This window comes from Porphyrobacter sp. LM 6, from assembly GCF_001720465.1.
Lineage (GTDB): Bacteria > Pseudomonadota > Alphaproteobacteria > Sphingomonadales > Sphingomonadaceae > Erythrobacter.
In genome coordinates, this window is sequence record NZ_CP017113.1 from 2,548,474 (window position 1) to 2,563,459 (window position 14,986).

General features: G+C 64.0%; 13 protein-coding genes. 2 read left to right on the forward strand and 11 right to left on the reverse strand.

Features of this window, described 5'->3' with window-relative positions; genetic code table 11:
- On the forward strand, positions 1-1,011 hold the full coding sequence (locus BG023_RS12290; RefSeq protein ID WP_069310710.1) for a fumarylacetoacetate hydrolase family protein: 1,011 nt from the start codon (positions 1-3) through the stop codon (positions 1,009-1,011).
- A gap of 109 nt (positions 1,012-1,120) precedes the next feature.
- Here BG023_RS12290 and ald read toward each other — a convergent pair whose 3' ends face one another.
- On the reverse strand, positions 1,121-2,209 hold the full coding sequence (gene ald, locus BG023_RS12295) for an alanine dehydrogenase (protein ID WP_069311310.1): 1,089 nt from the start codon (positions 2,207-2,209) through the stop codon (positions 1,121-1,123).
- Between the two features lie 95 nt (positions 2,210-2,304).
- Here ald and BG023_RS12300 point away from each other — a divergent pair, with 95 nt between their 5' ends.
- Positions 2,305-3,756 (forward strand): NAD-dependent succinate-semialdehyde dehydrogenase, encoded by a 1,452-nt coding sequence (locus BG023_RS12300; RefSeq protein ID WP_069310711.1) that lies wholly within the window; start codon positions 2,305-2,307, stop codon positions 3,754-3,756.
- A gap of 274 nt (positions 3,757-4,030) precedes the next feature.
- Here BG023_RS12300 and BG023_RS12305 read toward each other — a convergent pair whose 3' ends face one another.
- The 10 genes from BG023_RS12305 to BG023_RS12345 form a co-directional block, all read right to left on the reverse strand.
- The gene (locus BG023_RS12305) at positions 4,031-5,197 is read right to left on the reverse strand and encodes an alpha-hydroxy-acid oxidizing protein (protein WP_069310712.1); all 1,167 of its coding nucleotides are present in this window, start codon (positions 5,195-5,197) and stop codon (positions 4,031-4,033) included.
- Between the two features lie 45 nt (positions 5,198-5,242).
- Entirely contained in the window at positions 5,243-6,322 is a 1,080-nt protein-coding gene (locus tag BG023_RS12310) for an acyltransferase family protein (RefSeq protein ID WP_069310713.1), read from the reverse strand.
- 91 nt (positions 6,323-6,413) lie between these two features.
- Positions 6,414-6,755 carry a thiol-disulfide oxidoreductase DCC family protein gene (locus BG023_RS12315; protein WP_069310714.1) on the reverse strand — a complete coding sequence of 114 codons (342 nt, stop codon included), beginning with the start codon at positions 6,753-6,755 and terminating at the stop codon, positions 6,414-6,416.
- Positions 6,755-6,889 carry a DUF2474 domain-containing protein gene (locus BG023_RS14590; protein WP_083234790.1) on the reverse strand — a complete coding sequence of 45 codons (135 nt, stop codon included), beginning with the start codon at positions 6,887-6,889 and terminating at the stop codon, positions 6,755-6,757. Before BG023_RS14590 ends, BG023_RS12315 begins: the two co-directional genes overlap by 1 nt.
- Positions 6,889-7,884: a cytochrome d ubiquinol oxidase subunit II gene (gene cydB, locus BG023_RS12320; RefSeq protein WP_069310715.1), complete on the reverse strand. Its 996-nt coding sequence runs from the start codon at positions 7,882-7,884 to the stop codon at positions 6,889-6,891. The genes BG023_RS14590 and cydB overlap by 1 nt, the downstream gene beginning before the upstream one ends.
- Positions 7,884-9,338, reverse strand: a complete 1,455-nt coding sequence (locus BG023_RS12325) for a cytochrome ubiquinol oxidase subunit I (RefSeq protein WP_069310716.1) — start codon at positions 9,336-9,338, stop codon at positions 7,884-7,886. The genes cydB and BG023_RS12325 overlap by 1 nt, the downstream gene beginning before the upstream one ends.
- Before the next feature lie 89 nt (positions 9,339-9,427).
- The gene (locus BG023_RS12330; protein ID WP_069310717.1) at positions 9,428-9,847 is read right to left on the reverse strand and encodes a DUF6691 family protein; all 420 of its coding nucleotides are present in this window, start codon (positions 9,845-9,847) and stop codon (positions 9,428-9,430) included.
- Positions 9,844-10,293: a YeeE/YedE family protein gene (locus tag BG023_RS12335; RefSeq protein ID WP_069310718.1), complete on the reverse strand. Its 450-nt coding sequence runs from the start codon at positions 10,291-10,293 to the stop codon at positions 9,844-9,846. The genes BG023_RS12330 and BG023_RS12335 overlap by 4 nt, the downstream gene beginning before the upstream one ends.
- Positions 10,290-11,219 (reverse strand): MBL fold metallo-hydrolase, encoded by a 930-nt coding sequence (locus BG023_RS12340; RefSeq protein ID WP_069310719.1) that lies wholly within the window; start codon positions 11,217-11,219, stop codon positions 10,290-10,292. Before BG023_RS12340 ends, BG023_RS12335 begins: the two co-directional genes overlap by 4 nt.
- A gap of 113 nt (positions 11,220-11,332) precedes the next feature.
- Positions 11,333-14,686, reverse strand: a complete 3,354-nt coding sequence (locus tag BG023_RS12345; protein ID WP_083234685.1) for a TonB-dependent receptor domain-containing protein — start codon at positions 14,684-14,686, stop codon at positions 11,333-11,335.
- Between the last annotated feature and the right edge of the window lie 300 nt (positions 14,687-14,986).

A 14,986-nucleotide genomic window follows, 5' to 3' on the forward strand; every position in this document is an offset into this window, starting at 1 on the left:
ATGAAGCTCGCAACCCTCAACAACGGCACGCGCGATGGCAAGCTGGTGGTGGTGTCGAAAGACCTCACCCGGTGCTGCGCCGCCGGCTACATCGCGCCGACGCTGCAAGCCGCGCTCGACGATTGGGACCGGATCGCGCCGGAGCTCGAAGTGCTCGCCCGCGATGTCGAACACGAAACCGTTCCGTGCGAGCGGTTCCACGAACGTCAGGCGCACTCGCCCCTGCCGCGTGCGTTCCAGTGGGCCGATGGCAGCGCCTATATCAACCACGTGGAGCTGGTGCGGAAGGCGCGCGGGGCCAAGGTGCCCGACAGCTTCTATCACGATCCCCTGATGTATCAGGGTGGCTCGGACAGCTTCCTGCCGCCGCGCGCCGATATCCCGCTGGGCGATCCGGCCTGGGGCTGCGACATGGAGGGCGAGATTGCCTGCATCACCGGCGATGTGCCGATGGGCTGCTCGGTCGAAGAGGCCGCAGGGCACATCAAGCTGATCATGCTGGTCAATGATGTGTCCCTGCGCGGCCTGATCCCGGCGGAGCTGGAAAAGGGCTTCGGCTTCTTCCAGTCCAAGCCCGCGAGCGCTTTTTCGCCCGTCGCGGTAACGCCCGATGAACTGGGCGCGGCGTGGGCCGATGGCCTCGTGCATCTGCCGCTGATGGTCGATCTGAACGGCAAGCCCTTCGGCCGCGCCAATGCGGGCGTGGATGCAACCTTCAATCTGCCGCAGCTCGTCGCCCATGCGGCCAAGACGCGCAATCTGGGTGCAGGCACGATCATCGGGACGGGCACGATTTCGAACAAGGGCGCCGATGGCGGGCCGGGCAAGCCGGTGGCCGAAGGCGGCGCGGGCTATTCGTGCATCGCGGAAATCCGCATGATCGAAACGATCCGTGATGGCGCTCCGGCGACCCCGTTCATGCAGGCGGGTGACACGGTGCGGATCGAAATGCGCGATGATCACAACCATTCGATCTTCGGCGCGATCGAACAGCACGTGGTTGCGGTTTAGGCGCGACCTTGCCGGGGGGCCTGGCCGGGTTAGAGCCCTGCTAGACCCCCTCTAGACCCCCCTTAGACCCCCTTTAGGCCCCGTTTGGGCCGATGTTCCACGTGGAGCATCAGGCATCAAAACCCAGGCTCTCGGCCACAGCGGCATTGACGATCTTGCCCTTGTGGACGTTGAGACCGGGGGCAAGATGCGGGTCATCTTCGCACGCCTTCAGCCCCTTGTTCGCCAGCGCCAGCCCGAACGGCAGGGTCGCATTGTTGAGCGCATAGGAGCTCGTCAGCGGCACCGCGCCGGGCATGTTGGCCACGCAGTAATGGATAATGGAATCAACCTCGTAGGTCGGGTTCTCGTGGGTGGTGGGGTGTGATGTTTCAAAGCACCCGCCCTGATCGATCGCGACATCAACCAGCACCGCGCGCCGCTTCATTTCGGGCAGCATGGCGCGGGTGACAAGATGCGGCGCGCTCGCCCCCGGGATCAGCACCGCGCCGATCACGACATCAGCCTGGGACACCGCCTGCTCGATCGTGCCGGCAGTGGAAAAGCGTGTGATTGCACGGCCTTGGAACATTTCGTCAAGCTGGCGCAGGCGCGGCAGCGAGCGGTCGAAAATCTCAACACTTGCCCCCAGACCCACCGCCATGCGCGCCGCCTGCGTGCCGACCACACCGCCGCCGAGGATCACGACTCGCGCCGGAAGTACGCCGGGCACGCCGCCCATCAAGGTACCGCGTCCGCCATTGCTGGCCCGGAGCGCCATCGCCCCCGCCTCGATCGCAAGCCGCCCTGCGACCTCGCTCATCGGCGCAAGCAGCGGCAACGCGCCGCCCGGCGCAGTCACGGTTTCATACGCCACCGCCGAAACACCTGAAGCCATAAGGCCCTTGGCCTGCTCGGGATCGGGGGCGAGGTGGAGATAGGTGAAGAGGATCTGGCCTTCGCGCAGTTGCACCCATTCGGACGGCTGCGGCTCCTTGACCTTCACGACCATCTCGGCGCGCGCAAAGACTTCGGCGGCCGTATCGACCACCTCGGCCCCGGCCTTGCGATAGACATCATCGTTCTTGTCGATGCCCAGTCCAGCGCCCGTTTCGACGATCACGCGGTGACCGGCCGCGACATATTCGCGCACCGCTTCGGGCGTGAGACCGACGCGGAATTCGCTCGGCTTGATTTCCTTGGGAACGCCGACCAGCATGATTCTCTCCTCGCGATGCAGCACAAACATTGCTAATGGAAGCGCAATAAAATTACAAGTTCGCGCAAGGTCGAACAAACGCAAGGAACTGTCCGATGACTGCCTATCCGGCTTTGAAAATGCTCATCAACGGCGAATGGATCGCCCACGGCGATGCGGGCGCGATGGATGTCATCAACCCGGCGACCGGACAGGCGATCGGGCAATGCCCCAAGGCCGGCCCCGCGCAGCTCGATGCCGCATTGAAGGCGGCGGACGATGCCTTCCCCGCCTGGAGCCGCACGCCCGCTGCCGAGCGCTACGCCATCCTGCGCCGCGCCGCCGATCTGCTGCGCGAACGCGCACCCGCCATCGCCAGCATAGTTACCGCCGAAATGGGCAAACCCCGCGCGCAGGCGGTGGGCGAGATCACCTCGTCCGCCGATGTGATCGATTTCCTTGGAGAAGAAGCCAAGCGCCGGGGTGGCCGCCTGATCCCGCCGCGCGGAAACCAGCTGATTGCGCAGATCGTGACGCACGAGCCCATCGGCCCGGCGGTGCTGCTCACCCCGTGGAATTTCCCCGTGAACCTGCCCGGCAAGAAGATCGCCGGTGCGCTGGCAGCGGGCTGCACGGCAATCCTGAAGCCCGCCGAAAACAGCCCGGCATCAGCGCAACTGCTGGTCGAATGCTTTGTCGACGCAGGCCTGCCCAAGGGCGTGCTGGGCCTCGTCTATGGCGAACCCGGCCCAGTGTCCGAACACTTGATTGCCTCGCCTGTCACCCGCAAGGTGAGCTTCACCGGCTCGACTGCGGTCGGCAAGCACCTCGGTGCGCTCGCCGCGCAGGGCATGAAGCGCTTCACCCCCGAACTCGGCGGCCACGCACCGGTGATCGTCAGCAAGACCGCCGATCTCGAACGCGCAGTCGCGGCCTGCGCATCGACCAAGTTCCGCAACGCGGGGCAGGTCTGCGTCTCGCCCACCCGCTTCCTCGTCGCGAGCGAGATCTACGACCGCTTCGTTGCTGACTTCGCCGCCTATGCCGGCAAGCTGAAGGTCGGCGATCCGGGCGCCGACGCGAGCGTGGACATGGGCCCCCTCGCCCACGCCCGCCGGATTTCCGCGATGGAACAGGTGGTCGCCGATGCGGGCGGCAACCGCGGCGAGGTGGTGACCGGCGGCAAGGCGATTGCCGGGAGCGGCTTCTTCTTCGAGCCGACCGTGATCGCCAATCCTGCCCCCGACAGTCGCTTCATGACCGAGGAGCCCTTCGGCCCCATCGCCGGGATCGTGCCCTTCGAGCACATCGAGGATGCCGTGCGGATCGCCAATGGGTTGCGCTATGGCCTCGCCGCCTACGCCTTCAGCAGCGATCTCGACGAGGCGCATTACCTTGGGCGGAGCCTGCGTGCGGGGATGGTCGGGATCAATCAGCTGATCGTGTCATCGCCCGAAACCCCGTTTGGCGGCGTTGGCGATAGCGGCTTCGGATCGGAAGGCGGCGAGGAAGGCTACCTCGCCTTTACCGATACCAAGCTGGTGATGCTGGCGAAGGCAGGCGGCTGACACCGGCCTGCTTGCGGCGTTAAGCGATCAGGCTAGCGAGGCGCGAGAGGATCGTCCGGCGCGGTTGCATCGGTTGGATGCGGCCATAGCGCGCGCGGCGCGAATGTTCGTCCTGAATGCACACTGTGCGGCGCATAGGGTCTGGCCCGCTGGACCAGATAGTTGGTCTTGCCATTGAACACGTCCCGATTCGCTTATGTTATCTTTCAATTTAACAGCAAATCTGTGGAAAACGTAAGAGAAATATGGTTAACAACCTTGCGCCTCGCCGAGCCTAGCCATCGGTCCGTCGCACTCCGGCAGCGCGCACGTCTGCGAGGGTCGGGTAACCGTTAACGGCCATCAGCAGGTCGGCTTCCGCGAGGATCGATCTTAATACCCACGCCGCGCCCTCTGCGCCGCCGAGCGCGAGCCCATAGGTATAGGGCCGCCCCACCCCTACCGCACGCGCACCCATCGCCAGCGCCTTGACGGCATCGGTGCCGGAGCGGATTCCGCTGTCAAACAGCACCGGCACATCGCCCGATGCTTTCACTACGTCTTCGAGCAGATCGATGGTCGCGATCCCGCCATTGGCCTGCCGCCCGCCATGGTTCGAACAATAGACCGCATCCGCCCCGCTATCGACCGCACGGCGCGCGTCATCGGGGTGGCAGATGCCTTTGAGCACGATCGGCAGCTTGGTCACGGACTTGAACCACGCCATGTCGTCCCAGGTCAGCACCTGTCCGAAGGTCGCCGCCCAGGTGAAGATCGCCGCCGCAGGGTCTTCTTCGGGCGGCTTGGCCAGCAGCGAGCGGAACACCGGATCGACAAAGTAGTTCTGCAGCACTTTGCCGCGCAGCTGCGGGAAGTTCGACGCATTCAGGTCGCGCGGTCGCCAGCCGGTCACCCAGGTATCCAGCGTCACGACGAGCGCCTTGTAGCCGGCATCCTCGGCGCGGCGGATCAGGCTCGTCGCCAGCTCCTTGTTTTTGGGGGTGTAGAGCTGGAACCACGCCGGAGTATCGCCGCAGGCCGCCTTCACGTCCTCGAGCGGATCATTGGCGAGGGTCGAGGCGCAGAACGGCACCCCTGTCATTGCCGAGGCCCGTGCAGCCGCCATATCGCCGTGGCGGTCCTGCGAAGCTTCGCCGTTCAAACCGATCGGAGCCATGAACAGCGGGGTCGGGTAGCGGTGGCCGAACAGCTCGATCGACAGATCGCGCGTGCTGCAATCGACCATCATGCGCGGCACCATGCCCCAATGATGGAAGGCAGCGGCGTTCTGGTCCTGCGTATGCTCGTCCCCGCAGCCGCCCGCGACATAGTTGGTAAGGCTCGGCCCCAGTGCCTCGTGCGCGCGCTTTTCGAGCGTGGCGAAATCGACGGGGAAGGTCGGCAGAATGCCCCTGAGCCCGGCATTGTAGATCTCGTTCTGCATCCCGCCGAAATTGCTCATGTCATTCCTCCCCTGACGACCGCTCTTGCGGTTACCCGCAGCTGCTCAACTGCTCTGCCCCTCGGGGCGCGCTTCGACAAGCGCCTGCTTCGCCTTCGCTGTGCCCCCGCCGAGCAGTTGCTTGGCCAACCGGGTCACCGGACGCTCGAACAGCCGGTAAGCTATCCACGCGGCAAACACGCTGGCGGCAATGGCAAGCGGGACGAACACGAAGGGTTGCAGGTCTTCCGGCAAAACGCGCCGCACGACCTGCGACACCAGCGAGAGAACGATCGCGTGCGTCAGGTAGAGCGAATAGGAACTGTCGCCCAGAAAATGCAGCGCCGGGAAGCGGAAGGCAGGCGCGAAGATAGCACCGGCTTCGATCATCAAGGCCGGAACCCCGAAGGTCAGCGCACGCGGCAGCGTGTATAACTGGGAACCGGGAAACAGCAGGACAAAGCCGGCCAGACAGACGATCCACCACAGCGCCGAGGTTCGCGGAGGGGCATTCAGCCAGACCCAGCCAAGCCCGAGGCCGAAAGCGAACTCGAGGATCACATCATCGCCATAGAACCGCACCTGCGACGGCAAGCCGGGCAGCAGGGTCGCGGCGCCGCACGCCAGCACGATCATACCGATAAGCAGCACGAACCGGCTCGTCCTGTTGCGCGTCACCAGCATGGCGAGCGTGAACAGGGTGTAGAAGAACATCTCGAGGTTGAGCGTCCATCCCGCGATCACCAGCGGAGCGTAACCACCCATGGTCTGATTGGGCCACGCAATGAAGAACAACGAGGCAAGGATCAGCGGAGGATCGAAGCGGGTCGATTGCATCGCCGTCGGCACAAGGAACGCCACGGAAGCCACGAAGAAGGTCACCGCCCAGTAGAGCGGGACGATCCGGATGATCCGGTCGCGCATGAACTGGCCAGCGGTCCTCTCCGGTGAACGGGAGGTGGAGACCCACATGACGAAACCGCTGATCACGAAGAAGATATCGACACCGGAACGGAGCGCGATCAGGCCGATTTGTGCATCCATCTTGGCAAGCTGGTGGTCGGCATGGAACAGCACCACCATCATCGCCGCGATGCCGCGCAGATACTGGATCGACGCCAACTCGCGCCCCGAATCGACCGCCATTCATCAACCCCACGAAAGCCTTGCCCTGTCCTAGGAAGGGGTGCGGGCTTCGTCCATCGCCGGCTCTGGCGATCTTGTTGACTGCGTCCGCTCAGGCGAACAGGCGTTGCAGGCGCGGGCGGATTTTCAGGAAGCGGACATAGGCGGCTTCGAGCAGGCGCAGCGCCGCCGGATGGCGTGCAGCCAGCCCGAGCGGACGCAGCAGCGGGATCGCGCGCCACATCGCTGCAAAGGCCGCCGCGCCGCTCAGCACGACACCGTTCTCCTCGGCGTGGAAGCGGGCGAGGAGCTGCGCGCGGTCGATCGGGCAGGACGGGTCGGCCCCCGCCGCGACATCGACGAAGGTGATGCTCCCTCGCCGATCAAGCCGCCGCATCAGCGCGATTTCGCGCAGGCACAGCGGGCAGGCGCCGTCGAACCAGACCTTGACCATCAGGGTGCGATCCACAGGCGGATGATATAGGCGACCACGCCCAGCACCGCGACGCTCGCCGCCCAGATTCCAGCCATCCACGCGAGGCGTTGCCACAAGGGCGCTTCAGGCGGTTGCTCCAATGGCGCAAGCATCAATGGTAGCCTTCGTCAGCGACTTTTCCGCGGAACACCCAATAGGCCCAGGCGGTATAGGCGATGATCAGCGGCAGGGTGATCGCCACACCCACCAGCATGAAGGCCTGCGAACGATACGGCGCGGCGGCCTCCCAGATGGTCACGCTTTCGGGCACGGCATAGGGCCAGATCGTCACCCCCAGCCCGCTCATGCCGAGAAAGAACAGCGCGATGCCGAGCCAGAATGGCTTGGAATTGCGCTCCTTCAGGATCGCCCGCAGCATCGACAGCGCGACAATCGCGGTCAGGATCGGCACGGGAGCGACGTAGTAGATCTCGGGGGCACTGAGCCAGCGCGCGGCGTAATCGGCATTGAGGGCGATATTGTAGAGGCTCACTGCCCCCATCAGCACGATGGTCGCCGCGCCCCAGCCGATCGCCAGTTTGCGCGCGTGAACCTGCTCCTCACCATCGAGTTTCCAGATCAGCCAGGTAGCGCCCAGCAGCGCATAGCCCGCCACCGTGCCAAGCCCCGTCAGCAGAGTGTACGGCGTAAGCCAGTCCCACCAGCTCCCCGCATAGGCGCGATCCACCACATCGATCCCTTGCAGCAGCGCGCCCAGCGTCATCCCCTGCGCCAGCGCGGCGACCAACGAGCCACCGGTGAAGGCGAGGTCCCAGAACTTCTGGTGCCCCGGATCGCGCCAGCGGTATTCAAACGCCACGCCGCGGAACACGAGGCCCAGCAGCATGGCGATGATCAGCGGATAGGTCGCGGGCAGGATCACCGCATAGGCGAGCGGAAAGGCGGCAAAGAGCCCTCCCCCACCCAGCACCAGCCAGGTCTCGTTCCCGTCCCACACCGGCGCGATCGAATTCATCGCCCGGTCACGCTCGCGCCCGGCCTTGAAGGTCGGGAACAGGATGCCGATGCCAAGGTCGAACCCGTCCATCACCACATAGGCGAAGACGGCAAAGGCGATGATGAAGGCCCAGATGACGGTGAGATCCATCACACCGGCTCCTTTTCGTCGGGCGCATGGGTGGGCAGTGTTTCCTCGCCGCCGGGGTTCTGGGTCGGCCCCGGGGTGATGCCCGCGGTGCGGATCGGGCCGACATCGCCGCGCTTGACCCCGTATTCGCCAGCGTGGGGCGGCTTGCCCATGATCTTGAGGATATAGACCACCCCGATCCCGAAGACGGTGAAATAGACGAGGATGAAGGCGAGCAACGACGCAGCGACGGCGGGCGCATCAAGCGGGCTGGCTGCATCAGCCGTCCGCAGCAGGCCGTAGATGACAAAGGGCTGGCGGCCGACTTCGGTGGTGATCCACCCGGCCAGCACGGCAGCAAACCCGCTCGGCCCCATCAGCACAGCCGCACGGTGGAGCCAGGGCATGTCGTAAAGCCGTCCGCGCACCCGGCCCCATAGGCTCCATATCCCGATACCCAGCATGGCAAAGCCGATGCCGACCATGATGCGGAAGCTCCAGAACACCACGCCCACCGGCGGTTCGCGATCATCGGGCACGGTGTCGAGGCCCGCCAGCGGCGCGTTCAGATCATGCTTCAGAATCAGCGAGGACGCCTTGGGGATTTCGATCGCATAGCGCACCGTCTTGGCCTCGCTGTCGGGGATGCCGAACAGGATCAGCGGCGCACCGTCAGGATGGCTCTCGAAATGCCCCTCCATCGCCATGACCTTGACCGGCTGATGCTCGAGCGTGTTGAGCCCGTGCATATCGCCCGCGAAGATCTGCAAGGGCGTGACGATTGCCGCCATCCACATCGCCATCGAAAACATCGTGCGCGCGTGCGGGTTGGCGCGGTCTTTCAAGAGATGCCAAGCGCCAACCGCGCCCACCACGAAGGCGGTGGTGAGGTAGGCTGCCATCACCGTGTGGACGAGGCGGTAGGGGAAGCTCGGGTTGAAGACGATTTCGAACCAGCTCGGCCCCGGCAGGAATTGCCCGTTGGCGCCGATCTCATACCCCGTCGGCGTCTGCATCCAGCTGTTCACGCTGAGGATCCAGAAGGCCGACACGAAGGTGCCCAGCGCCACCATGAAGGTCGCGGCAAAGTGCAGCTTCTTGCCGACCTTGTTCATCCCGAACAGCATCACGCCCAGGAAGCCCGCTTCGAGGAAGAAAGCCGTCAGCACCTCGTAGGCCATCAGCGGCCCGATCACCGGCCCTGCCTTGTCCGAGAACACCGACCAGTTGGTGCCGAACTGGTAGGACATGACGATCCCGGACACGACGCCCATCGCAAAGGCGATCGCGAAGATCTTCAGCCAGTACTTGAACAGGTCGAGGTAAACGCTCTTCCCGGTCTTCAGCCACAGCGCTTCGAGCACCATGAGATAGCTTGCAAGCCCGATCGAGAAGGCCGGGAAGAAGAAGTGGAAGCTCACCGTGAAGGCGAACTGGATCCGCGCAAGCAACAGGGTGTCGGGGTTCTCAAGCATGGTCAGGGCGTAATCCGCAATGCGCGGCGATCAATTGCAATCGCTGCACGGGATATACGGTTTGCAGGCGAAAGGGTTGCAACCGGCGGTCAGCCCTGCCCTTCGAGCAGCCGCACCATCGCCATTCCGGTCAGCATCGCGGCGACGAAAATGGCGGCCGAACCGGGCGCAATCGCGAAGGCCGCGAAGCCGGGGCCGGGACACAGGCCCGAGATCGCCCAGCCCACCCCGAACAGTGCCGACCCGCCGACAAGGCGCGGGGTGATGTCGGTACGGTCGGGCAGCGAGAACCGCTCGGCGAAGGCAGGATGCTGCATCCGGCGCTGGACAGCCCAGGCAATCGCCATAACCAGAACCGCCCCGCCCATCACGAAGGCGAGCGTCGGGTCCCAGTTACCGAACAGGTCGAGGAAGCCGCGCACCCGCGCCGGATCGGTCATGCCGCCCAGCGCAAGGCCCGCGCCGAAGATCGTGCCTGCGGCCAACGCGACCAGCGTGTCGCGGATCATGGCAGCACCTCCAAGCCCAGCGCATTCATCGCAGCCACTGTGGCAAAGCCCGTGACCATAAAGGTGGCCGTCGCGACGAGCGAGCGCTGCGACAGGCGGCTCATCCCGCAGACGCCATGCCCGCTGGTACAACCGCTGCCGAGCCGCGTGCCGATCCCCACGATCACCCCCGCGATCACCAGCGGCACGGGCCCGGCAAACGCCGGTGCTGCTCCGCCGAACAGGATGGTAACGATCAGCGCCCCCAATGGCAGGCCGATCAAAAAGGCGAACGCCGCCACACGCGGCATCGAACTCGCCGCCAGCCCGAAGGCACGAGCGGCAATGCCCGACACCCCGGCGATCCGCCCCGCCCCCAGCAGCATCAGCGCGGCGGCAAGACCAATCAGAATGCCGCCGGCCAAACCCGCCATCGGAGCTGCATCAGGGAAGCCCGGCAGGCTCATACCGCGTTCACCGGGATCTTGAGGTAGACGATGCCATTATCATCGGGCGGCGGCAGGTGCCCGGCGCGCATATTGACCTGCACCGAAGGCAGGATCAGCCGCGGCATATCGAGCGTCGCATCGCGCGCCTCTCGCATCGTGACGAACTCATCTTCGCTGATCCCGTCATGGGCGTGGATATTGCCTGCGCGTTCGGCCGCGACGGTGGTCTCCCACACATATTCGCTGCGACCTGCCGGCAGATAATCGTGACACATGAACAGCCGGGTTTCGTCCGGCAGAGTGAGAATCCGGCGCAGCGAGCGAAACAGGGTGCGGGCATCGCCTCCGGGGAAATCGGCACGTGCACTGCCATAGTCGGGCATGAACATCGTATCGCCGACGAACACCGCCTCGCCCACAACATAGGCGATACAGGCGGGCGTATGCCCCGGGACATGCATCACCGTTACCGGCAGCGCTCCAATGGCGAAGGTATCGCCATCCGAGAACAGCGCGTCGAACTGCGACCCGTCAGGCGCGAAATCCTCGCCAGCGTTGAACAGCTTGCCGAACACCGCCTGCACCGCTGTAATATGCGCGCCGATTGCGATCTTTCCGCCGAGCTTCTCCTGCAAATAGGGTGCGGCGGAAAAGTGGTCGGCGTGGGCGTGGGTTTCGAGCAGCCATGTCACATCGAGGCCATTCGACGTTACATAATCGACAACCGCGTCCGCCGACGCGGTCTTGGTCCGTCCGGAACTGGGATCGTAATCGAGCACCGAGTCGATGATCGCCGCTTTACCAGTCGCCGGATCATGCACGACGTAAGTGACCGTGAAGGTGGCCGGATCAAAAAAACCCGCGATTTCCGGTCGCAACGCCGGATCGGTGCGGGCGCGGAGCACCTGCTCGTTTGCCGCCAGCAGCACCGGATCGTCACTCATCTTGCCACTCCCGCCGTTCGCGGGGGATACTAGGCGCCATTAACTCGTCGGCGCAATATCGGCCGTGCTCACGCGGCAGACGGGGCTGCGACTAAGCAGCCCCGCCGCCCCTGCTACATCGTCCAGCGCACGCCGATGAAGAACGAGCGCCCGATCGGGCTCGCCGGATAGGCGCGCTCGGTGATGAAGGGCTTCACGTCCGAGATGTTGTTGACCCCGCCGAACACCTGCAGGCCCATGTCGGTGAACTCGTAGGAGGCGCTGACATTGTGCATCCAGGTTTCGCCGGTGATGCCAGCAGGCCCGAACTGGGTGGCAACGGTTTCCACCTCCACCCCGCGCAGCGCCATTTCGCCGAGATAGGTGACCGTGTAATCGAGGTTGAAATCACCGTAGCCATAGCTCGCAGTCGCACGGCCCGACCATTCAGGCCGCTGGAGTTCGCCCAGCTCCGGATCGATGCGTGTGAGGTCGGTCGGATCGAAGAAGAAATCGAGCTTGTCGACCCACGATGCCGTGGCAGCAAGGCCAAGGCGGTGCTCTCCGATCGCGGTGTTATAGGACAGCGAGGCATCGACCCCCGCGCTTTCGATCTGGACGAAATTGATGGTCGTCAGATTGAGCGAGGTAAATCCGAGGAACTGCGCCGAGCCGGGATCGCGATTTCGGGTGAAGCTGCTGCAGAAGTCGTTCGGGAAGGTCGAGCTGTCATAGCAGTTATCGACCACGTCCTGAGCGGCGACGGTGCTGATCGCGTCGTCGATCTTGATGTGGTAGTAGTCCGCGGTGAACGAGAGGCCCGGAACGAAGCGCGGAGAGAGCACCACACCGACGGTATAGGTGTCTGCCGTTTCCTCACGCAGATCGGGGTTGCCCGCGATGGTCCCGGCAAAGCGCGCGCTGAGCGGATCAGAGAAGCCTTCGGGAATCCCGTCCGCACGGCAGTTGGCGATGCGGTTCTGGATATTGGCATCACCGGCAGCAGAAAGACGGTCGATTTCGGCCTGATCGCACGGATCGAACGGGCGGAAGAAGGCAGCCTGCGGCGGTGCGAACAGCTCGGAGATGTTCGGTGCCCGAACAGCCCGCGAATAGGTGCCACGCAGACGGATATCCTCGATCGGCGACCAGAAGCCGTTGATGGCATAGGTGTAGACCGTGCCGACCGTGCTGTAGTCGGAGAAACGGCCCGCCAGTTCGAGCCGCAGCTCCTTCATGAACGGCACGTCCTCGAGCAGCGTGGTGCCGAGCTCGCCGTAGAGTTCGATCACGTCATACTTGCCGCCGGAGTTCTGGAAGAACCCGTCGGGCGGGGTTGCCAGCGAGGTCTGCGAGAAGCCGAGATCACCCACGAAATCACCGGCATTGCCATCAACCGTGGTCACCGGCAGGATACCGCGCACCAGCGGGTCGAAGTTCGACTGGCTCTTCTCTTCGCGATACTCAGCCCCCAGCGCAAACTGGATGCTGTCATAGGGCAGGTTGAAGAAGGCCGAGGTATCGCCGCTCACCAGCGCCGTCACATCGAACTGTTCGGTGCGGAAGGTATCCACCGTAGTGGTGGTGATGAAGTCGATCGCATCCTGGCTGATCGCGCCGGGACCGAAAAGGTTGGCCGGACGGCACTGGCCTTGTCCCGGGACGAAGGTCAGGTAGCCGAACTCACCGGTCGGAATGCCGAACGGGGTCGAGGGCGAACGCACCGCCGGGTTGATCTCGCTGCGGCACACCGGATTGCCCTGTGCATCGCGGGTCACGTCGATCGCGGCAAGGAAGCGGTCATAAAGCACGTTGTTGCGGTTGATCGACTTGAGATCATACCGGCCATAGTTGGCCGAGACATCCCAGCTGATCTCGTCCGTCAGGTCGCCCTTGGCCCCGCCAACGAAGCGGAAGGTTTCGGAAATGTTGGTATCGATGTTGGGACCAAGATCGGTCGGGTCACGGGTGATGAACAGCCCTCCCGCCGCATCCGAGATCGGACGCAGGATCGCTGGGATGAAGGGGTTGTCCGGGGCAACCGTCAGCAGGTCGTAGAACGAGTTCTGGTTGGTGCCGAAGGTGGTTTCCTGACGGAAATACTTGCCTTCGAAATACACGTTAACAGCATCGCTGATATCGTAATCGGACAGCAGGTTGAATCCGAACCGCTCGGTCTTGGGGATCAAGTAACCGTTGTTGTCGAAGATCGTGCCTTCGCCGCCAAACGAGTTGAAGTTGCTGGCGATGAGGCCATCCTCGTCGAGCACTTCGATCCCGTTAGCCGTCGCGATGAAGCACCCTCCGAGCGCGCCGAAGCCGTTGTAGTCGAACAACCCGTTGAAGCCGACGAAGCTTTCGGTGCAGTCGCTGCGGCCATCATTGTCGATGTCGGAATTGGGGTCGGCAAAGTCCGCCGGAATGATCACCCCGCCTGCCGAGGTGATCGGGAAGCCGTATTGCGGGGCGATGATGCGGGTCGGCGCGTTGAGAGCCCGGTCAATCAGCGCCTGCTCTGCCGCCGTCGGCGTCACCCCGGTCGGGAAGATCGCGTTGTAGCGCGAGCTCCCCGGGGTCGGGATGGTGAAACCATAGGGATAGCGCCCGTTGGCGAGGCTGAAGAAGTTGCTGAAGTTGGGCGTGCCGGCCCCGAGATCGCCGCGCTGGAAACGCAGAGCAGGGTTCGGTCCGTCATCTGCAATATTGCCATCGCGAAACTGCGGGCGATCACCGAAGCGCAGGCCATTGTCGCGGCTGTAATCGCCCACCAGCGTCACATTGCCGCGCCCGTCAGCGAAGTTCTTGCCGAGCTTGATATAGCCATCGAAATTGGCGCCATCGCCATTGTCCGAAAGGCCGCCGGACATGCCCAGTTCCACCCCATCGAACTCGCGGTCGAGAATGAAGTTCACGACACCGGTCACCGCGTCGGCGCCGTAGACGGCAGAAGCGCCGCCGGTCAGCACTTCGACCTGCTTGATCAGCGAGGACGGGATCGAGTTGATGTCGACAACAGAGGTTTCAGCGACACCGGCAACGTGGCGGCGGCCATTGACCAGAACCAGAGTGCGTTCCGCGCCAAGCCCGCGCAGGTTGAGCGTTGCCGCACCGACCGCCGCGCCCGAACCGACTTCGCCGGGCGCAACCGACTGAGCCGAGCTTACCGAAGCCGAAAGCGCCGGGATGGTCCGCAGCGCGTCGGCGACTTCCTGTTCGCCGCGGAAGGTTTCAGCGGTGATGCTGACCACCGGCGAGGGGGATTCAAGGTTGGAATCGCGGCGCAGCCGCGAGCCGGTGACGAGGATCGGTTCGCCCGCATCAGCGGCAGCTTCGGCGCTGGCGTCAGCCGCAACATCGGCGACTTCGCTCGCCGCGGCAGCGTCAGCGACCTGCGCCGATACGGCGCTCGGCACGGCCAGCAAGGCGAGTCCGGAAAGAAGAGTGGTGGAAAGAAGTGCCTGACGGCCTGAAACCTTGAACGCGATCATCTCTTATGCCCCCGAAAAGTTGGGTGAAGTGATCCTCCCCTGACTTTCGGCGGTCCGGCGTCGTTGATCGCACCAGCATCCCCGGTGTGCGCTGCCCTCCCTATCTGCATCACGCACAAGCACGGAATGGAGCGCGCTTGAAACCTTCGCTATGCGCCATTTGACTTATGTGTCATTTTTGCATTGCAAGCTGGCGCGCTTGTAAAACAAAATTGATTTTACACGGTTTTTTGCAACGCCGCCTTCAAACGGCTACGCTTCACGAGAACAATGCCGGCTAGGGCTCAGGCCGAGGCCGAG